Annotated in this window: 17 protein-coding genes and 1 pseudogene; 5 read left to right on the top strand and 13 right to left on the bottom strand. The window is 71.0% G+C overall.

Features of this window, described 5'->3' with window-relative positions:
- Nucleotides 1-71: 71 nt before the first annotated feature.
- Both ACZ5PB_RS21490 and ACZ5PB_RS21485 read right to left on the bottom strand, forming a co-directional pair.
- Complete coding sequence (locus ACZ5PB_RS21490) at nucleotides 72-2,150, bottom strand: InlB B-repeat-containing protein (RefSeq protein WP_468693310.1); 2,079 nt, start codon at nucleotides 2,148-2,150, stop codon at nucleotides 72-74.
- Between the two features lie 404 nt (nucleotides 2,151-2,554).
- Nucleotides 2,555-2,962 carry a rodlin gene (locus tag ACZ5PB_RS21485; RefSeq protein WP_468693309.1) on the bottom strand — a complete coding sequence of 136 codons (408 nt, stop codon included), beginning with the start codon at nucleotides 2,960-2,962 and terminating at the stop codon, nucleotides 2,555-2,557.
- 264 nt (nucleotides 2,963-3,226) lie between these two features.
- Here ACZ5PB_RS21485 and ACZ5PB_RS21480 point away from each other — a divergent pair, with 264 nt between their 5' ends.
- Nucleotides 3,227-3,634: a rodlin gene (locus tag ACZ5PB_RS21480; RefSeq protein WP_468693308.1), complete on the top strand. Its 408-nt coding sequence runs from the start codon at nucleotides 3,227-3,229 to the stop codon at nucleotides 3,632-3,634.
- Between the two features lie 137 nt (nucleotides 3,635-3,771).
- Here ACZ5PB_RS21480 and ACZ5PB_RS21475 read toward each other — a convergent pair whose 3' ends face one another.
- The 5 genes from ACZ5PB_RS21475 to ACZ5PB_RS21455 all read right to left on the bottom strand — a co-directional run bounded on the left by ACZ5PB_RS21475 (nucleotide 3,772) and on the right by ACZ5PB_RS21455 (nucleotide 10,676).
- On the bottom strand, nucleotides 3,772-4,269 hold the full coding sequence (locus ACZ5PB_RS21475; protein ID WP_468693307.1) for a DUF5949 family protein: 498 nt from the start codon (nucleotides 4,267-4,269) through the stop codon (nucleotides 3,772-3,774).
- A gap of 159 nt (nucleotides 4,270-4,428) precedes the next feature.
- Nucleotides 4,429-7,026 carry an ABC transporter permease gene (locus tag ACZ5PB_RS21470; RefSeq protein WP_468693306.1) on the bottom strand — a complete coding sequence of 866 codons (2,598 nt, stop codon included), beginning with the start codon at nucleotides 7,024-7,026 and terminating at the stop codon, nucleotides 4,429-4,431.
- 133 nt (nucleotides 7,027-7,159) lie between these two features.
- The gene (locus ACZ5PB_RS21465; RefSeq protein ID WP_468693305.1) at nucleotides 7,160-7,957 is read right to left on the bottom strand and encodes an ABC transporter ATP-binding protein; all 798 of its coding nucleotides are present in this window, start codon (nucleotides 7,955-7,957) and stop codon (nucleotides 7,160-7,162) included.
- 248 nt (nucleotides 7,958-8,205) lie between these two features.
- Entirely contained in the window at nucleotides 8,206-8,868 is a 663-nt protein-coding gene (locus ACZ5PB_RS21460; RefSeq protein ID WP_468693304.1) for a response regulator, read from the bottom strand.
- On the bottom strand, nucleotides 8,865-10,676 hold the full coding sequence (locus ACZ5PB_RS21455) for a sensor histidine kinase (RefSeq protein WP_468693303.1): 1,812 nt from the start codon (nucleotides 10,674-10,676) through the stop codon (nucleotides 8,865-8,867). Before ACZ5PB_RS21455 ends, ACZ5PB_RS21460 begins: the two co-directional genes overlap by 4 nt.
- A gap of 347 nt (nucleotides 10,677-11,023) precedes the next feature.
- Here ACZ5PB_RS21455 and ACZ5PB_RS21450 point away from each other — a divergent pair, with 347 nt between their 5' ends.
- Nucleotides 11,024-11,350 carry an STAS domain-containing protein gene (locus ACZ5PB_RS21450; protein ID WP_468693302.1) on the top strand — a complete coding sequence of 109 codons (327 nt, stop codon included), beginning with the start codon at nucleotides 11,024-11,026 and terminating at the stop codon, nucleotides 11,348-11,350.
- Nucleotides 11,351-11,479: 129 nt separating this feature from the next.
- Here the strand turns inward: ACZ5PB_RS21450 and ACZ5PB_RS21445 are convergent.
- Nucleotides 11,480-11,682, bottom strand: a pseudogene (locus ACZ5PB_RS21445) (hypothetical protein); the annotation flags it as partial.
- 131 nt (nucleotides 11,683-11,813) lie between these two features.
- Here ACZ5PB_RS21445 and ACZ5PB_RS21440 point away from each other — a divergent pair.
- The gene (locus ACZ5PB_RS21440) at nucleotides 11,814-12,563 is read left to right on the top strand and encodes a GAF and ANTAR domain-containing protein (RefSeq protein WP_468693301.1); all 750 of its coding nucleotides are present in this window, start codon (nucleotides 11,814-11,816) and stop codon (nucleotides 12,561-12,563) included.
- A 42-nt stretch (nucleotides 12,564-12,605) separates the two neighbouring features.
- Nucleotides 12,606-13,349: a GAF domain-containing protein gene (locus ACZ5PB_RS21435; protein WP_468693300.1), complete on the top strand. Its 744-nt coding sequence runs from the start codon at nucleotides 12,606-12,608 to the stop codon at nucleotides 13,347-13,349.
- Between the two features lie 72 nt (nucleotides 13,350-13,421).
- Here ACZ5PB_RS21435 and ACZ5PB_RS21430 read toward each other — a convergent pair whose 3' ends face one another.
- The 4 genes from ACZ5PB_RS21430 to ACZ5PB_RS21415 form a co-directional block, all read right to left on the bottom strand.
- Complete coding sequence (locus ACZ5PB_RS21430; RefSeq protein WP_468693299.1) at nucleotides 13,422-14,150, bottom strand: ANTAR domain-containing protein; 729 nt, start codon at nucleotides 14,148-14,150, stop codon at nucleotides 13,422-13,424.
- 396 nt (nucleotides 14,151-14,546) lie between these two features.
- On the bottom strand, nucleotides 14,547-14,963 hold the full coding sequence (locus tag ACZ5PB_RS21425; RefSeq protein ID WP_468693298.1) for a CBS domain-containing protein: 417 nt from the start codon (nucleotides 14,961-14,963) through the stop codon (nucleotides 14,547-14,549).
- 102 nt (nucleotides 14,964-15,065) lie between these two features.
- Nucleotides 15,066-15,200, bottom strand: coding sequence for a hypothetical protein (locus ACZ5PB_RS21420; protein ID WP_468693297.1), 135 nt, complete (start codon nucleotides 15,198-15,200; stop codon nucleotides 15,066-15,068).
- A gap of 441 nt (nucleotides 15,201-15,641) precedes the next feature.
- Complete coding sequence (locus ACZ5PB_RS21415) at nucleotides 15,642-16,118, bottom strand: MarR family winged helix-turn-helix transcriptional regulator (RefSeq protein ID WP_468693296.1); 477 nt, start codon at nucleotides 16,116-16,118, stop codon at nucleotides 15,642-15,644.
- A 121-nt stretch (nucleotides 16,119-16,239) separates the two neighbouring features.
- Between ACZ5PB_RS21415 and ACZ5PB_RS21410 the strand changes: the two genes are divergently transcribed.
- Nucleotides 16,240-16,839, top strand: a complete 600-nt coding sequence (locus ACZ5PB_RS21410) for an SgcJ/EcaC family oxidoreductase (protein ID WP_468693295.1) — start codon at nucleotides 16,240-16,242, stop codon at nucleotides 16,837-16,839.
- Between the two features lie 140 nt (nucleotides 16,840-16,979).
- Here the strand turns inward: ACZ5PB_RS21410 and ACZ5PB_RS21405 are convergent, their stop codons facing one another.
- Entirely contained in the window at nucleotides 16,980-17,708 is a 729-nt protein-coding gene (locus tag ACZ5PB_RS21405; protein ID WP_468693294.1) for an SDR family oxidoreductase, read from the bottom strand.
- Nucleotides 17,709-17,759 lie beyond the last annotated feature (51 nt).

Raw genomic sequence — 17,759 nt, 5'->3', positions numbered from 1 at the left:
TGGACTCCGAATGCCGAAGGGACCTGTTCCTGCCTTGTCGGGAACAGGCCCCTTCGGCGTGCTTCGGCCGGTTACCTCACCGGCTTGAAGACGGCGGTCAGCGTGTGGTTCGAGTCGTCGCTGAAGGACACGGCGGTCTCACCGTTGGACTTGTCGGTGTCCCCGCCGTACTCCTCGTTGTCCAGCAGCCAGCCGGCGAACACGAAGCCGCGCTTGGGGACTGCCGTGGCCGTCACGGTGTCACCTTCCGCGTAGGGGCCCTGCTCGGAGAGGGAGACCTCGCCCTGCCCGCCGGTCACCTTCACGTCGAGGTTGTACTTGTTGCGGTCGAACTCCGCGCGCAGCTGGAGGTGCTCGTCGTCGGGCGTGAGCTCGATGGTGTCGTGGTCACCCGCGAACGAGCCGTTCAGGGTCCAGCCGCTGAAGGACCAGCCAGGAGCGGGTACGGCGTCGTAGAGCTCGGTGCCGGTAGCCGGTGCACCGCGCTTGGCCGGGGTCTTCTTCACGGTGCCGCCGCGGGTTGCGGAGGTGTTGACCGTGGGCTTGGGGGTCGCGCCCTTGCGGAAGACCGCGGTGAGCTGCTTGTCGGTGGAGACGGTGACGTTGACGGCGTTGTCGGCGGTGCCGACCTTGCGGCCGTTCAGCGTCCAGCCGGAGAAGACGTAGCCGGCGGCGGGCTTCGCGGTGAACCGTGCGGTGGTGTTCTTCGGGTACGGGCCGGTCTTCGTGGGCGTCACCGTGCCGGCCCCGGCGGGCGATACCGCTGTGGACACCGCGCACAGGGTTTCGCTCGACTTGGCGTTGCGGTAGGTGGCGATGGCCTTGGCGGTGGTGTTGAAGATCCGGGCGGTGTCGGACTCGTCGGGCTTGCCGATCGGAATGCCGAGGGGCTCGCCGCGGTAGGACATCAGCGCGTTGGAGTACTGGTTGATGCGTCCGCACCGGCCCTTGGTGGCCTTACGGCAGCCGGACTCGTACGCCATCATCGTGGCGAAGTCGCCGGTACGCGGGAAGTAGCCGTTGGCGCCGAACGGCGGCGGCTGGACGGGCTCGGTGGTGCGGTCGTGCGCCGCGCCGAGGTTGTGGCCGATCTCGTGGCCGAGGGAGAAGTTCTTCAGCGCGGCGTGCGCCACCACGTTGAACCCGTAGTTGGCGGTCTTCGACGAAGGGGCCTTGGGCGAGTAGCCGAGGCCGCCCGCGGCCCGGCCCCCGGCGATCACCGAGACGAGGTCGGCACCGTACTGGTCGCGGTAGGTCATCATCTCGTCGAGGACGTTGTCGCGGGGCGTGGCGAGTGCCTTGATGAGGTCCTGCGTGACGCCGTCGCGCGCCGCGGCGACCTTGCTGACCGCAGGGATGTTCACCAGCCGCAGCCGGGCGTTGACCTTGCTGTCGGCCAGGCCGTCGTTGGCCAGGGCCACCGCCCGGGTGATGTCGGCGCGCATCTGGGTCACACTGCCGGCCTCGGCCAGCGCCTTGGGGGTGTAGCCCACGATGAGGTCGATGAGGGTGGTCTTGCCGCCCTGCTGGCAGGCCTTGTCCGGGGCCACCGGGGCGGACCGCAGCACGGGGAGCGGGGCCGGGGCCGGGGGCATGCTCATGGATGCCGACTCGTCCTCGTCGCCCAGCGGGGTGACCTGGGTGATCGACACCTGGTTCGGGCCGTTGGACTCGATGGCGTAGCTGTCGCCGCCCAGCATGAACTGGGCGGTCACGTGCTCGTTGCCCGGGTTGCCGTCGCAGGCGTTCTGGGCCGTGGCCACCACGTGCTGGCCGGTGGCCCCCACGACGTCGGCCGTCAGGATGACGGTGTCACCGATCACGTTGCGGGTCTGCTCGACGACCTGGACGTTCACGTCGTCGAAGAGCGCGAAGCTGTACTCACGCTCGGACGGGCCTGCGCAGAGGGCAGCCAGGGCCGTGGGGTTGATCTTGGCGTCCCGCTGGCGCACCGCCTCGCTGCCGCCACCGTCCTCCGGCGTGGTGTCCTCGTTCTCCGAGGCCACGGACAACAGCGAGCCCGGCCCGGCGAACACCGCGGACGGCGCGGTACCCGGCCCGGGCGGGGCGGGCGGTGCGGAGAACCCGGTGGCTCCGAGGACCATCGCGCCGAGCGCGAGGCCTCCCACCCACTGCGTACTGCGGTTCACGTGTCAGCTTCTTCCTGCCGGTGTGCGAAAAGGGAACGGCGTCACCATTCCCCGACCGGGCCATCCGTTACTGCGCCATTCCCGCTTTGTCACCCGGGTGCCGTGCGGGGTTGCTCCCGAACGCTTATTTCGCACTGAGGACACGAAAGGCAAACGGGTGATTCTCGCCGGATCCGCCGATGGGGGTGCGGTAATCTACTTCCTGAACCTGTTCCGACGGAATTCATACAGCCGTCGGCCCCTGCGCCGTCGAAGACCGTCATTTCAACAAGCGGGTTTCGCACTTCCTCCGCAGCACTGGACAGCATTGAGCCCCCTGACCCGAGAAGGGTCAGGGGGCTCAATGCTGTGCGTGGCGGAGTCTGTCCTTGTGTGCGGCCCGTGGGCCGCACACAAGGGGTGGATCAGTGGTTGTTGGCGCCGTTGCCGGAGAGGACCGGGAAGTCGCTGAGGATGTGCGAGAGCGGCTCGTCGCCCTTGGCCTGGGTGGAGTTCTCGACGCACTGCTGGTTCTGCGGCGCGGACAGGACGGGAATGTCCTGGACACCGACCGGGATGGCACCGATGAGCGACGTGGCGTTGGCCTTGACCGGCAGGCCGATGCAGGGCTTGTTGAGCGAGCCCTGGACCAGGGACAGCTGGGGGCTCATGTCACCGGCGGTCTCGGCGTTGCCGTAGTGCTGCTCCGCACCGTTGCCGCTCATCGACGTCGTGCCGCCGTCGTCCGCGGTCGCCATGGCCTGCGGAGCGCCGATGGCACCGAGACCCAGTGTGGCGGCGGCAAGTGCGGCGGTTGCCATGACCTTCTTCATCTCTGAAATCCTTCTTTCCCATTGAGTACCCCGACCTGGAGCTTCCTGAAGAACTGCATTCCCACCGTTTGGTTATCACCGTTCACTCGTACGGAACGTCGTACGGCGGAGACCAAGTAAATGAAGAACGGAAAGAATGAAAATAGCGGAAGCGGTTCGGTGGGTAGTTTCTCTGCCAAATGGGTGAACGGAAAGAACCAAACTTGCAGCCGGGCGGTTGTGCAGTCAGTAGATTGCCCCCCGGAACGAAGAGGTACTTTCCACATGAACAAGATGATGGCCTCGGCCGTACTCGCAGCGTCCGCGATGAGCCTCGGCGCTGTGGCCGCCCCGCAGGCCATGGCGATCGCCAACGACGACGGTACGACGTCGATGAGCGGCAACGGTGCGGAGCAGCACTACGGCAACGCCGAGACCGCCGGTGACATGAGCCCGCAGATGTCCCTGGTCCAGGGTTCGCTCAACAAGCCCTGCGTCGGCCTGCCGGCCAAGGCCAACCTGACCTCCCTCGTCGGCCTGGTGCCGGTCGGTGTCCAGGACATCCCGATCCTGTCCGCGCCGCAGAACCAGCAGTGCGTCGAGAACTCCACCCAGGCCAAGGGCGACGAGCCGCTCTCGCACATCCTCAGCGACTTCCCGGTCCTCTCCGGCAACGGCGCCCACAACGGCTGAACCCAGGACTGGGCATCCTGGGCCCGGTAGCGGTGTGTGCGTGAACAGCCGCTCACGCACATGAGAAGAGGTGGCGCAGGTGGCCCCGCGAAGAAGTCTTCTTCGCGGGGCCACCCGCATGTTCCGCAACGGCGCTGCTAGCGGAGCCGCGACACGGGAAGTCGGCAGTGGGCGGAGGTCCGGATGGTGTCCTCGTCACCGACGAACGCCTGGAGTTCCGTCTCGCCGACGGCCTGGCCCGGCCGGCTCTCCGGCCAGGCCCGCGTGGTGAACATCAGATGCACCTGGCCGCGCTTCTGTGCGGCAACAGCCCATTCCGGCGGGACCGGGCAGGTGACGTTGATGCTGGGCAGGGTCAGGACGGCGTTGCTGCCGTCCACCAGGAGGGTCACCGGCACGCTGGACAGGGCGCCGTTGACGATGGCACCGCCGACCGGAAGCCCGGCCTCGGTGAGCAGGGCGTGGACGGCGGCCTTGCCCTCTTCCTCGGTGCCCGAGCCGTCGCCGAGCGCGTACCCGAGCAGAAAGGCCGCGTCGTGTCCGTCGTCGCTGTGTTCGCCCGCCCACGCGAGTACGGCGATCGTTCCCAAGTGGGCGCGATTGAGGGCAGTTCCAGTGGTCTGAGTTGGAGTCATGGGGCAGGACAGTAATTGCACCGCACGGCCGTCCACCGGCCCATGTCACCCACTCAGGCTAAGGAATGCGGCCCGGTAGCCCGTACGTGTACCTGCCTGCCCGACGCCCGGCGTTCCGCACCGGGGCAGCGAGCACGACAGGCGGGGAGGTCAGTCCGCTCACCGTGTGCCGATGGCCCGCAGTACGTGCAGCCGGGCTGCCCGTCGGGCGGGCCACATGGCGGCCAGCAGTGCGACGGGCAGGGCCAGGGTCAGGAACAGGGCCAGCTGTGGCCAGGGCAACGCCGTCGTGTACTGAGGCAGGCCCGAGACCGTGAGGCTGCCGCCCGCCCAGGCCAGGAAGATGCCGACACCGGAGCCGAGCACCGCGCCGACCAGCGAGATCACGGCCGACTCCAGCTGCACCGTACGGCGCACGCCCCGGCGGTCCAGGCCGAGGGCGCGGAGCAGGCCGATTTCGCGGGTGCGTTCGTGGACGGACATGGCGAGGGTGTTGGTCACGCCGAGCACGGAGATCAGGACCGCCAGGCCCAGCAGCCCGGACGTCATGTCGAGCATGACCGCGATCTCGGCGAACTCCTCCCGGACGACCTGTTCCTGGCTCTGCACCTTCAGCAGGGGGTTGTTGCCGAGGGCGGAGCGGATCGCACGGTCGAGGCCGGTGGCCCGGCCGGGGGCGGCCTTCACCAGGACGCTGTCGTAGCGGCCGGTCACGGTGTACGGCAGGACGTCGTGGAGGGCGCCGACGGCGCTCTGTACGACGCGGTTCTCCCGGTAGACACCGACGACCGTCAGCTCCTTCGGCGGCGAGGGCCGTCCCGATGCCTGGTCGAAGCTGCCCCGCAGGGTGTCGCCGGTGCGCAGCCCGGTCCGGCGGGCGTACGTCTCGGAGAGTGCGATCCGGCCGGGGCCGAGCGCGGCGGCCGAGCCACTGGTGAAGTCGAGGTCCGCGACCTGGCCGAGCCGGCGCGGGTCGAGGCCGGTCACCAGTGCGTACTGGCCGCGCGCCCGGAGCCCGGCCGAGATCACGGGGGTCGCGGCGGCCACGCCCGGGACTCCGGCGACCTGGTCGCCCAGGCGCGGGTCCAGGCCCAGGTAGGCCGAGTCGGTGACCCGGTAGTCGGCGGTGAGCCCCTGGACGGTGGCCCGGTTCACAGCCCGGTCGACCGAGTGGCTCGTCACGGACAGCCCGGTGATCAGGGCGAGTCCGGTCATCAGGGCCGACACGGTGGCGGCCGTACGGCGCGGGTCGCGCAGCGCGTTCCGTCGGGCGAGCCTGCCGCTGACGCCGAAGAGCCGGGCCGCGGCCAGCCCTGCCAGCGACACCAGAGGGTGTGCCAGCAGCGGGGCGAGTACGACTGTGCCGGTCATGGTGAGGAACGAACCGGCCACGGCCAGCAGTACGTGGGACCGCGCGCCGTCCTGCACCGTCGACACGTACAGCATGACGGCGACGCCCGCACCGGTGAGCAGTGCGCCGAGGAGGTTGCGCAGCCGGGTGCCGCGGACCGGAGTCGGCGTGTCCGTGCTGCGGAGCGCGGCCACCGGGGCGATCCTTGCCGCTCTGCGGGACGGCAGCCAGGCGGCCAGCACCGTGACCAGGACGCCGACGGCCGTCGAGCCGAGCAGCGCGGTGGCCGGGACGGCCAGCGGGCCGTCGGGAAGGGCGGCGCCGTTCGCGTTGAGCAGCGGACGCAGCCCGGCGGCGATGCCGAGGCCGAGGACGAGACCGGCGGCCGACGCACCGAGTCCGAGAAGGGCGGCCTCGACGAGGACGGAGCGTACGACCTGGCGGCGCGAGGCTCCCACGGCACGCAGCAGCGCGATCTCACGGCTGCGCCCGGTGACCAGCACGGTGAAGGTGTTCGCGATGACGAACCCGCCCACGAACAGCGCGATCCCGGCGAACACCAGCAGCATCTTGGTCAGTGCCCCGGTGTTCTCGGCGGTCTCCTCGGCCTGCCGGGCGGCGAGTTCGGCACCACTGACCGCGGTCGCGCCCTCCTGGGGCAGCAGCGCGCGCACCCGCTCGGTCAGTGCGTACTGATCGGTCCCGGGCGCGGCGGCCACGGCGATCTCGTTGAACCGGCCGGGGGCGAGAAGGAGGTGCTGCGCGGTGGTGGTGTCGAACAGGACAAGTGTTCCGCCCGCGGTGACCCGGGGGTCCTCGCTGCGGACGGTGCCGACGAGCTTCCCGGTCAGGACGGGGCCGGTCGTGGCGAACCGTACGGTGTCGCCGGTCCGGTATCCCGCCTTCTCGGCGGTGGTGGCGTCGAGCGCCAACTCGCCTCTGGACAGAGGGCTACGGCCGGAGACGAGGGGGTGGCGGGGATCCTTGCCGTCGGGGCCGGGGACGTAGTTGGTAGCCAGGTTCTGCCGGCCGCTGCCGGCGTCGGCGGGCTCGCCGTCCGCGCGGGCGAGGGTCGCGCTGCCGTGCACGGAGGGGCGTACGGACGTGACGCCGGGCAGTGCGCGGAGCCGGTCGGCGAGGCGCGCGTCCAAGGGGGTGGCGGGCTTTCCTGGCGTGACGCCGACGCCGGGTCCGACGCCGACGCCCGGGCCGGTGGTTTCCTCGGCCTGTACCGAGACCGCCACGTCCTTGAGGTTTCTGGCGGAGGCGGCGCCGAAGGCCTGCGCGACCGTCTCGCCGAAGACGAGGGTGCCGGAGACGCAGGCGGTACCGAGCATCACCGCGAGCGCGGTCATGGCCAGCCGGGCTTTGTGCGCGAGGACGTTGCGCAGAGCTGTTCGCAGCATGGGGAGATCCAGGGGTGGGGGAGAGGCAGGAGGTTCAAGGAGCGCGTGTCCGAGAGGCGCGTACGTGAGGTGCGTAGGTGATGTGCGTACGGGACGTGCCGACGGGAGGCGAGCGGTGGTCGCTGCGCGTCGTTCAGCAGGTGTTCTTCGTAGGTCCCTTGGCGCCGATGAGCCGCATCCGGTCCAGGACGCCGTCCGCGGTCGGGGCGAGCAGTTCGTCCGTGAGGCGGCCGTCGGCGAGGAACACGACGCGGTCGGCGTACGCGGCAGCCACCGGATCGTGCGTGACCATCACGACCGTCCCGCCCAACTCCCATACGGATCGCCGCAGGAGGTCCAGCACCTCGGCGCCCGATCCCGAGTCGAGGTTGCCGGTCGGTTCGTCCGCGAAGACGATCTCCGGCCGGGACGCGAGGGCACGGGCCACCGCGACCCGCTGCTGCTGGCCCCCGGAGAGCTGGTCCGGCCGGTGACCCGTCCGGGCGGTCAGCCCCACGGTCCGGACGACCGTGTCGAGCCACTCCCGGTCGGGGCGGCGGCCCGCGATGTCCAGGGGCAGCGTGATGTTCTCGTACGCGGTGAGGGTGGGAAGCAGGTGGAACGCCTGGAAGACGAAGCCGAGCTTGTCGCGGCGGAGGCGGGTGAGGCCGCGGTCGTTCAGGCCGGAGAGTTCGGTGCCGCCGATGCGCGCCGAGCCCGAGGTGACCGAGTCGAGGCCCGCCATGCAGTGCATCAGTGTGGACTTGCCGGAGCCGGACGGGCCCATGATCGCGGTGAACCGTCCGCGTCCGAACTCCACCGAGACCGAGTCGAGTGCGACCACGCGGGTCTCCCCGGTTCCGTACGTCTTGCCGAGACCGATGGCACAGGCGGCGGCCTCGGTGGCCGGTCGGTGCGGCGGGGCGGATAGGGGTACGTCGATTTCGGGCACGGCGGCACTCCTGAGGCTTCGGACGGGATCGCAGGGCGCACCGGGGGCGACCTGCTCCGTTCCATGCTGTTCGCACGAATCGGGCGGTCCGTGGGCCGCAGGGTGTGTTGTACGGCCTGCCGAAGGTCGGGGAGCGGGAAGGGACGTGCTCCGCGCGGAGGAGAAGGGGATCTTACTTCTGGCAGAGGGCAGCCGGCTCGGGGCGCAGCCCCCGACAGCCGGCTCCCTGACAGAGCGTCAGCAGCCCCTCACGGGACGAGACCCGCCCGGTGGGCGAGCACCGCTGCCTGGACCCTGCTCCCGCAGCCCGTCTTCTCCAGGATGGCGCCGACGTGCGTCTTCACCGTGCCCACACCGATGCCGAGCGCCCGTGCGACCTCCAGGTTCGGGAGGCCCCGCCCGAGCATCACCAGGACCTCGCGTTCCCGGTCGGTGAGCCGGGCGAGGCGCGCCCCGCTGTCATCGGCTGTCGGCGGGGTGTTGCCGCGGAGCATCCGCCGGACGACGGTGCCGGTCACGCCGGGGGAGAGGACCGCGTCGCCGGCCGCCGCCGCGCGCACCGCGCTGATGAGTTCCTGCGGCCCTTCGTCCTTGAGCAGGAAGCCGGTGGCACCGGCGTGCAGGGCGTGCAGCACGTTCTCCTCGTCACCGAACGTGGTCAGCATGACGATGTACGGCGCCGGGTCCAGATCCAGCAGGGGGCCGATCGCCGCGAGCCCGTCGAGCACCGGCATCCGTACGTCCAGCAGCACGACGTCCGGGCGGACTTCGGCGGCGGCTGCCACCGCGTCGGCCCCGTTCGCAGCCTCTCCGGCGACCTCGATGCCCTCGGCGTGCCGCAGGATCAGGCGTACGCCGTGCCGGATGAGCTCCTCGTCGTCGGCGAGCAGTACACGGACGGTGTCGGTCATGGGTGTCGCTCCTGGGGGCGGGTGTTCGCGGAGCCCGGTGTCGTGGACGGGCCCGGGGTGCCGGTCCGTTCGGTGACCAGCGGGACGGTGAAGCGGTCGACGGTGGTGAGGGGGCCGTCGGTGAAGCAGTAGCGCACGAGGGTCATTTCGCCCCTCGCGCGCAGCTGAGGGGCGTCGGACGAGGACGGGTACAGGCAGTCGGTCGCCGACTGCGGGCGGGCGGGTTCGTGTCCCACGGCGGCGGCCCGCGCCTCGTCGCTGTCCGTGCCGACCACGCGCACTACCTCCTGACGGCTCATGCCGAGGCGGGGCGACTCGTGTGCCGCCGGGGGCGGGCCCGGCATCGCCTCGTCCAGGAGCGCCATCCCGAACAGTGTCAGCACGCTCACCCCGGCGAGCCCGAGCAGCCCGGTCACGGCGGGGGCCAGGCGTCGCCGGGCCCATGTCCGGCGCGACCCGGAGGACGCCGCGGACCGCTCTGCACGCGCGGGCTGTTCGTCCCGAGGATCCTCGTGCGCGGCACCGGGCGGGTCCTCCGCCGGTCCCGGTGGCCGGGCCGGGCTTCGTACGGTCGGCAGCTCCGCCGACACCACGAATCCGCCGGCCGGGTCGGGGCCCGCCGTCAGCGTGCCGCCGAGCAGGCCCACGCGTTCGGAGAGCCCGGTCAGGCCCCGTCCGGTGGCGACCCGGTCGAGGGGCCGCCCGGTGCGGGAGGGCTGTGGGCCGTTGCGCACCACGACGGCCACGACCCGTTCGCCGTGGGTGATACGGACGTTGACGCGGGCGCCGGCCGCGTATCCGTGCGCGTTCGTCAGGGACTCGCGTACGACGCGGTGCACAGCGCGCCGCAACTGTGCCGTGTGGCCGTCCAGACCGGGAGCGTCGAGGTCGGGGCCCTCCCAGTCGAGGTCGACCGGGACGCCGCCCGCTCGGGAATCGGCGACCAGGGAAGCGATGTCGGCCCGGGTGCCGGTTGCCTCGGTGAGGGATTCGGCGTTCGTGTCGTGGCCCAACGGGCCGAGCACTCCCAGTACTTGGCGCAGCTCGCGCATCGCGTCCCGGGTCGCTCCGCGTACCAGCGCGGCCTCGTCGCGCAGGTCGGGAGCTTGCTGCTGGAGGGCGAGTTCGAGGCCGCCCGCGTGCAGCGAGATCAGGCTGAGGCGGTGGCCGAGCAGGTCGTGCATCTCGGCGGCGATCCGGGTCCGTTCGTGGATCCGGGCAGCACGGTCGGCCTGCCGCCGGGCCTCCTCGGCGGCGGCGGTGCGTTCACGCAGCGCTCGCAGCAGTCGCTGCCGCTGCCCCGCCACCGCCCCGGTCAGACCCGGCACCAGCACTGTGGTGGTGGCGAGGACCGCGCCGAGGCCGAGGCCGAACGGGTAGGGCTCGATCCCGGAGTACGGGGCGAACAGCATGCCGCCGAGGGCGGCAAGGGCCCCGCCCGCGAGCAGCGGCACGGCGCGGCTCCGGGCGTCGGGCAGCTGCCGGGACGCGGTGTACGAGGCGACGGCGGTGAGCAGCCCGGCGGCAGGGAACGCGCCCAGGACGGCCGCGAGCCCGAGCACGGAGGCCACCGGGTACCGCCGCCGAACGACGAGCAGCCCGACCGCGAGCAGACCGAGCAGCACCCGGACCGCGCCGGGCAGGGCCTCGCCGAGCCCGCTCAGTACCAGGGACGAGAGGATCACCAGGCCTCCCGCACACACCGCCTCGGCCCCGGCCCGCCGCAGTCGCCGCGGCCCGCCCGGGGCGGCGGGCGAGCCGCCGCGGGCGGACAGCAGCGAAGTGAGCAACGGAGTGAGGGAGGGCATACGGTCGATTATTGGGTATCGCGGAAGCTCAGCCCGCTCAGCACCAGGGCAGGCAACGGCGGCAGCACACTGCCGGTGAGCAGGAAGAGCAGTGCGACCATCGCAATGACAACGGCTCCCAGAGCGTGGGAAGCCGGTGGCGGTGTCGATGCGGCAGCGGGGAGAGCTCGGGGGCCGCGCCGGCGGACACCCTCCAGCGACACCGGCCCTTGCTGTGGCGACCGCAGGGTACGCGGAGTGAGGACGTCCTGCGGGGCGAGCATGGTGGTCCTGGAGACTCTGTCGCTGCTGGAACCTGGTGAAGTCGTTCGCCCGTTCGGTTGCGATGCGGGGCGGGCGCCCGTTGTGTGCTCCGGGGCGCGCCCAAGTCGCCGGTGGATCACCGCGTATGGCGGGAGCCTCGGGCCGGGAACGACGGTAGCCCAGTCCTGGTCGTGGACTGGACGAGTGCCCCGTTCCTGACAACGACCGGAGTGGGCCTGCTGGAGGAACTGCACTGCCGGCTGGCCGGGATGGGGGTGCAGGTGCGGGTGGCGGTCTCCCGGCGACTGCCCATGACGGTGCTACGGCTGACGAACCTGGATCAGGTGGTACCGGTGTATCCCGGTGTGGACCAGGCTCTTCACGCCGAGGACCGGAGCCGGGCGGACAAGCCGGGTGCGGGTCAGGGGTAGGGAGACAGGGGGAATCAGGTGGCCTGGCGGGGGTGGGGCAGCATACAAAGCGGATGCGACACGGAATCGAAGATGCGCGGCATCGCGTGCCGTCCCTCCGTGACCACTGTGCAACCGGCCAAGGCCCCTGGCCGCTGGGAAGGCGACCGGGCAGCCGAGATGGGTGCAGCGCGCCGAGACGGCGTACGACCGGTCGCCGATGAAGTGCCGTGCCACGTCGGCCTGTTGCTTCAGCAGGGCCGGGTGAGGAGCCGCCTGGCCAGTGTGCCGCCGGACGTGCCCCAGCAGCCGAAGCCCGTGGCGACGTATGTGTGACGACTCGTCGCGCCCGGGGAACGCGTACGGAGGGAAGGGCGCGGGGTCCGTACGGGCCGGTGGCGGGGGCGCAGGAGTGGTGTGGAAGGGGCCTTCGTCCGGGCCGTTGTGAGATCGTGAGCAGCGACGTACGCGCGGGCGGAGGTGGATGGTGACGGACTTCGGGGAGGTCCCCCCTGGCGGCGACCGGCCCTCCGGCTCCCCGGTGCGGCGCGCGCTGCGGCGGGTGTTGGCCGGGGGCGGTGACGTGCAGTACATACCGGCCCGGTTGTGCCAGGTGTGCGTGGACCAGTTGTCGGTCACCGGTGCTTCCATCTCGTTGAGCGGCGACCGGACGAGCCGGCTGGTCTGGTGGTCGAGCGACGAGGTGGCGGGGCGGCTCGCGGATGCCCAGTACTCTCTCGGGGACGGACCGTGCCAGCTGGCCATGGACCTGGCGGCCCCGGTGCTGGCGAGTGATCTGAGCGAGGGTCCCGACGCCAGGCGCTGGCCGGTCTTCGCGGAGCAGGCCGTCGCGATGGGGGTGCGTGCGGTGTTCTCCCTGCCGTTGGGCGTGGAGGCGCAGGTGCTGGGCACGCTCGATCTCTATCGGGACGTGCCCGGCGAGATGGCGGTGGGGGATCTGAGCAGCGCGTTGCTGGCGGCGGACGCTATCATGCTGGCGCTGGTGAACCTTCAGGCGTCGGCCGTTCCCGACGACGGGATGGCGCCCTGGCTCAAGGGGGCCGAGACCAACCGCGACGAGGTCCAGCAGGCCACCGGAATGATCATGTTCTATCTGAACACGGATCCGCAGCAGGCTCTGGCCCGGCTGCGGGCGCATGCCTTTGTCCACGGCCAGAGCGTCAGCGAAGCCGCACGTGATGTGATCGAGCGGAGGGTGACCTTCGATGCGTGATTCTCAGGAGCTGCCCACCCCGGACAGAGACGGTGAACAGACATGATCAGTCGCGAACAGCGCATCGCGAAGGCGTTCGTCAGCCTGGCCGACTGCCTTGCCGACGATGTCGATCCCACCGTGCTGTTGGACCGCCTCGCCGCCCACTGTGTGGCCCTCACCAGCGCCGACGCCGCCGGGATCATGATGATCGACGCCCGGGGGACGCTGCGCGCCATGGCGGTCTCCGACGGTCGGGCCGCGCTGTTGGAACTGTTCCAGATGCAGAGCGGGCAGGGTCCGTGCATCGACTCATGGCGTGAGCAGCACCGTCTCGACGCTCCCGATCTGGCAGCCGAACAGGCCCGGTGGCCGGACGTCGTGCCGCTCGCGCGTGCGCTCGGCTTCCGTGGGGCGTACGCGCTCCCGATGACGGTGAACGGACAGGGCGTCGGCGCACTCAACCTGCTCCGCGAGGATCCAGGAACGCTGACCGACACCGAACTCGGGCTGGCCCAGGCGTTCGCGGACGTCGCCGGCATCGCCGTGGTCCGCTGGCGGGCGGATCCCGCCCGCCCGCACGACGTGCTGACCCAGGTGCAGGCGGCGGTGTCCGTCAAGGCGACCGTCGAGACGGCCAAGGGGCTGCTCGCCGCGGCGGGCGGCATCCCCATGCGGGAGGCCGACGAAGCCCTGCACCGCTACAGCCGCCTCCACGGCCGACGGCCCTCGGAGACCGCCCAGAACCTCCTGCGCCGGACCCTCGCCCCGGAAGAGGTGCTGGCCGTGCACCCCGCCTCCCCCTGACGGAGCGACGAAGGCGACGAAGGAAGTGCGGGGAAGTGCGGGGAAGTACGGGGATGCGGACCGCCCCGCGCCTCACGGGCGTGGTGGGGGGCCGCCCCCGGAAGGAGGCCGGCCGCCGACCTTGGTGATGAGTTCCGCACACAGCGCGTACACCTTGAGGTTCCTGTTCTGCGAAGTGGTCCGCAGAACGGCGAACGCCTCGTCGGGTGTGCAGCGTTCGTGGCCCATGACGACGCCGATGGCCTGGTCGATGACCGTGCGGGTGACCAGGGCCGATTGGAGGCCGGCGGCGAACTCCTGCGCGTCGGCGATGCGTTGGGCGAGCGCCAGGGCGCTGGTGGCCTGCGAGGCGAGGTCGCGCAGCAGCACCAGGTCGGCGTCGGCGAAGCCGTCCTCCTTGGCGGAGTAGAGGTTCAGCGCACCGGCCGTGTGGGTGTGTGTGGCGATCGGCAAGGACAAGGACGAGTGGGTGCCGCTGGCCACGGCGAAAGCGGGATACCCACCCCACCGTTCTTCGGCGTGCATGTCGGGGATGCTGACCTCCCGGCCGGTGCGCAGCGCCGTCAGACACGGCCCGTCGTCCTGTCCGTACTGCTTCTCGTCCAGCTGCTCCGCGCTGGTGCCCGCGCTCGCCACGGTCAGCGGGCGGCCCTCGCGCTCCAGGGTGATGCCGCAGCCGTCGGAGGCCGGGGTGTACGCGGCGGCGCGCTGTGCGAGGGAGAGCAGGAACCCCTCCAGGCTGTCGGTCTCCAGCAGGAGTCCCATCAGATCGGGAGTTCGGTGCCCGGGTTCCTCTGCCATGTCAGTCCAACCCGGGCCACGGAAGCCCTGTCCGAGTGAGGCGCGGGGCATCGGAGTCTTACCGGAAGCCGCCGGAGGCCTCGTACCAGCCCACTGTCCCACTCGGAGCAGTACATGGCGATGGAACCGCGGGGCGGACGGGTCGTTCCGCGATGTTCAGGGAGGCAGATGCCGTCGGTGAACCCGCCGGGTTCCACTCCCCGTACGAGGCCCGGCAACCGGAGCGCGGTCGCCGGGCCAACGGTTGTGCGTGGTCCGTCCGCCTGGTCCGCCCGGGCGGACGTGTCTCTTCCTGCGCCGATGGTGCGCCGCCGGTGGGCCCTCCTCCCGAGTGGCCCACCAGCAGCGGACAGGCAGTCAGCCGGTCGGCCGTCCCTCCGTGGGCGGGCAGGCCGGTCAGTCGGTGGAGAGCGCTTCCAGGAGCTGTCCCGCCTTGGGGTCGGTCAGCGCCCGGGCCGCGTCGGCGAGGGCCACCATGCCGACCAGGACGTGCCCGTCGATGACGGGGAGGCGGCGGACCTTGTGCGCCGACATCGTGGAGAAGATCTCCTCCGCGCTGTCGTCCGCACCGATGGTGACCGCCTCGCCCTGCGCGAGGTCGCCCACCTTCACCGTGGCCGGGTCCTTGTCGGCGCCCAGGACCTTGACGACGATGTCCCGGTCGGTGAGGACCCCCTTGAGACGTTCGTCGGTTCCGCAGATCGGCAGGGCGCCCACGCCGAGCCGCGTCATCTTGCGCGCGGCGTCGAGCACGGTGTCCTGCGCGCCGGCGCACTCTGCGCCGGCGGTCATGATGTCGCGTGCGGTGGTCATACGGATTCCTCCTGGTTCTTGACGGTGAGGTGACCGGGGCCGCCCTGACGAACTGCCCCGGACGTCGTGCCTGCTTGGCGCGCCCGGAGATCGCGTCACGGATCAGGTCGACGAGTCCGGCGCCCGGGGCCAGCAGCTTGTCCGCGGGTGGGGTGTCCGGTGGGTGAACCGTGGGTCGCCCGCCCGGAGGGCTTCGAGGTCCTGGAGGAGCCGCTCGACCTTGGCGTGGTCGCTCACGGCGGACTCACCTCCCGCGTCGATGTTTCCTTCCTTCGCGAACGTCCGGCACACTGCCGCGCCCACCTCGGGTGCCCGGCCGCCGGAGGTCGTAACACGCGGATTTCCGCGGGCTTACGACATAAGGAAACATGGCCGGATTTACGCCCTCGCAGCGTGCCCAACGAGCCGGTTGACGTCGGCCACGGTGACTCCCCCGGCACTGACAGGGTCCACCACGAAGTGCCACGGCCCCGGGCCGGATCGTCACGGAAGACCGCCGGCCGGTTGCACGTGCGGCGCCGTCGCGCCTATCGCCACGTACCGCATCTGGGCCGGGCCTCGCGAAGACCTCCTTCGAGGTGGTCAGGTCCGCCTGCCAACTCGCGGGAATCCGGGCGATCGCCGACCCGAGCCCCATGTGTCCGGGCCAGGGCCCCGTCCTGGCCCGGCTCTCGCAGGTCAGCCCCTCTTGTTCTCGCGTGTCGCCGTCCGGATCTCCTCCGTCGCGGCCCGGAAGGCCGGTGCCGCGCGAGTGAAGTAGTCGAAGAGCAGGGCTTGTTGATCCGGGGTGTACTCGGCGAGCAGGTCCCCGATGTGACGGCGCGCCGGCGCGACAGCCGCCTCGACCGCTCCCAGCGCGTCGGGGACCGCCTCCACCAGGACCCTGCGCCGGTCGGCGGAGTCCGCGGTGCGGCGTACGTATCCGGCGCGTTCGAGCCGGTCGATCAGTCGCGTCGTCGCGCCCGTGGTGAGGCCCGTGCCGGTGGCGAGTTCACCCGGAGTGAGCCTGCCCGCCAGGCTGATGCGGCTGAGCGCGTACCACTCGGACGCCTGGAGACCCGCCGCCTCCGCGCCCGCCATGGCTTGCAGCCCGACGGCGTCGATGTAGTCGCGGAAGACCGCGTGCCGTTCATCCCGTTCCCTCGTCGACATCATGATCCCCTTGCCTAATATCTGCGCGTGTGCAGATAATGCATGTGTGCAGCTACTGCACGACTGTAGTCATTGTGCCCGCTGTTGCCGCCGGTCCGCCACCACCGAACGGAGAGCCCTCGCCATGAACCGGAAGCTCGTCACACGCGCCGCCCTCGTCTCCACGCTCGTCCTCGCCCTCGGCGCGACCGGCACGTATCTCTATCTCGACGCCACCTCCGACGTACGGCGCACCGGTGCCGCTGCCTGCGCCGAGGTGATTCCGGCCGACGCCGACCGCCGCGACGGCAAGGCCGTCTGCGCCACCCTCGACGCTCTCGCCGATGCCTGGGAGCGGGGTGACGCGGAGGCGTACGGCCGTCAGTTCACCGAGAACGGCACGTACACCACCTACATCGGCAGCCACTACGAGGGCCGCGCCGACATCACCGCGAGCCACCGTGCGCTCTTCAAGGAATTCCTCAAGGACAGCAAGCTCGCCGCCGAGTACCTCGACATGCGCTTCCTGACCAAGGACGTCGCCGTCCTCACCAGCCGAGGCGCCGACTACACCGGCGACAAGCCCGACACGGACGAACTCACGAAGGTGACGACCTTCACCCTGGTCCGCGAATCCGACGCCACCTGGCAGATCGCCGCGTTCCACAACACCGAGCGCAGCAACGTCATGGAGCGCTTCTCCTTCCTCTACGCCCCCGACACCGCTCCGAAGGCGGAAAGGTGACCCGCGCCTTGATCAAGGCCGCCCCCACGCACCTGTCCGTCCTGCCCGCCCTGGCCGCGTGGCGCGAGCGCTGCCCCAAGTCCCCCGTCGCCACCGGGGGTTGTGCGCCTGGCGGCGACAGGTGTCCTGGAGTCGTCCGGCTACAGCATCCCGCCGGTGGCGGAGATGGTCTGGCCGGTGATCCAGCCGGAGTCGGGGCCGGCCAGGAAGGAGACGATGCCGGCGATGTCGTCGCCGGTGCCGAGGCGGCCGAGCACGGTGTTGCGGGCCGCGCGTTCGAGGAGTCGCGGGGGCAGGGACTGCCGCAGCATTTCGGTGTCGGTGGCGCCGGGGGCCACGCAGTTCACGGTGATGCGGCGTGGGCCGAACTCCTGGGCCGCCACCGCGGTGAACTGTTCGACTGCGGCCTTGCTGGCGGCGTACACGGCATTGCCCGGTGTGGGGCGGCGGACGCCGATGGAGGACAGGGTGATGACGCGGCCTCCGTCACGCAGCCGGGTGGAGGCGTGCTGGAGGGCGAGGAAGGTGCCCTTGGTGTTGACCGCCATCACCCGGTCGTAGGTCTCCTCGCTCGCGTCCTGGATGCGCGCGTCGGGGAGCCACACGGCGGCGTTGGCGACCAGGATGTCGAGGCCGCCCGTCGCGCGTTCCGCCTCGGCGAACAGTTCGGCCACCATGGCGGAGTCGGCGAGGTCCGCTTGGATCGGGTGGGCTCCGGTGGCGGCGGCGACCTCCTTCGCGGCCTGCTCGGCCCGGTGGTAGCCGAAGGCCACCCGGGCCCCGTCGGCGGTGAGCCGCTCCACGATCGCCCGGCCGATTCCGCGCGAGCCGCCCGTGACCAGCGCCGTACGCCCCGTCAGAGTGCCCATGAAACTCCGTTCAACTACCTTGCGTTGATAAAGCGTTGCGTAGAGTAGCAT

It is taken from the genome of Streptomyces sp. NPDC032721 (genome assembly GCF_055579625.1).
This window is presented reverse-complemented; position numbering and strand designations above follow the sequence as displayed.

What these genes read in the sequence shown, in the direction of transcription:
- ACZ5PB_RS21485 (WP_468693309.1), bottom strand. Translation starts at nt 2,962, where the DNA reads ATGAAGAAGGTCATGGCAACCGCCGCACTTGCCGCCGCCACACTGGGT.
- ACZ5PB_RS21480 (WP_468693308.1), top strand. Translation starts at nt 3,227, where the DNA reads ATGAACAAGATGATGGCCTCGGCCGTACTCGCAGCGTCCGCGATGAGC.
- ACZ5PB_RS21475 (WP_468693307.1), bottom strand. Translation starts at nt 4,269, where the DNA reads ATGACTCCAACTCAGACCACTGGAACTGCCCTCAATCGCGCCCACTTG.
- ACZ5PB_RS21470 (WP_468693306.1), bottom strand. Translation starts at nt 7,026, where the DNA reads ATGCTGCGAACAGCTCTGCGCAACGTCCTCGCGCACAAAGCCCGGCTG.
- ACZ5PB_RS21460 (WP_468693304.1), bottom strand. Translation starts at nt 8,868, where the DNA reads ATGACCGACACCGTCCGTGTACTGCTCGCCGACGACGAGGAGCTCATC.
- ACZ5PB_RS21455 (WP_468693303.1), bottom strand. Translation starts at nt 10,676, where the DNA reads ATGCCCTCCCTCACTCCGTTGCTCACTTCGCTGCTGTCCGCCCGCGGC.
- ACZ5PB_RS21440 (WP_468693301.1), top strand. Translation starts at nt 11,814, where the DNA reads ATGGTGACGGACTTCGGGGAGGTCCCCCCTGGCGGCGACCGGCCCTCC.
- ACZ5PB_RS21435 (WP_468693300.1), top strand. Translation starts at nt 12,606, where the DNA reads ATGATCAGTCGCGAACAGCGCATCGCGAAGGCGTTCGTCAGCCTGGCC.
- ACZ5PB_RS21430 (WP_468693299.1), bottom strand. Translation starts at nt 14,150, where the DNA reads ATGGCAGAGGAACCCGGGCACCGAACTCCCGATCTGATGGGACTCCTG.
- ACZ5PB_RS21425 (WP_468693298.1), bottom strand. Translation starts at nt 14,963, where the DNA reads ATGACCACCGCACGCGACATCATGACCGCCGGCGCAGAGTGCGCCGGC.
- ACZ5PB_RS21415 (WP_468693296.1), bottom strand. Translation starts at nt 16,118, where the DNA reads ATGATGTCGACGAGGGAACGGGATGAACGGCACGCGGTCTTCCGCGAC.
- ACZ5PB_RS21410 (WP_468693295.1), top strand. Translation starts at nt 16,240, where the DNA reads ATGAACCGGAAGCTCGTCACACGCGCCGCCCTCGTCTCCACGCTCGTC.
- ACZ5PB_RS21405 (WP_468693294.1), bottom strand. Translation starts at nt 17,708, where the DNA reads ATGGGCACTCTGACGGGGCGTACGGCGCTGGTCACGGGCGGCTCGCGC.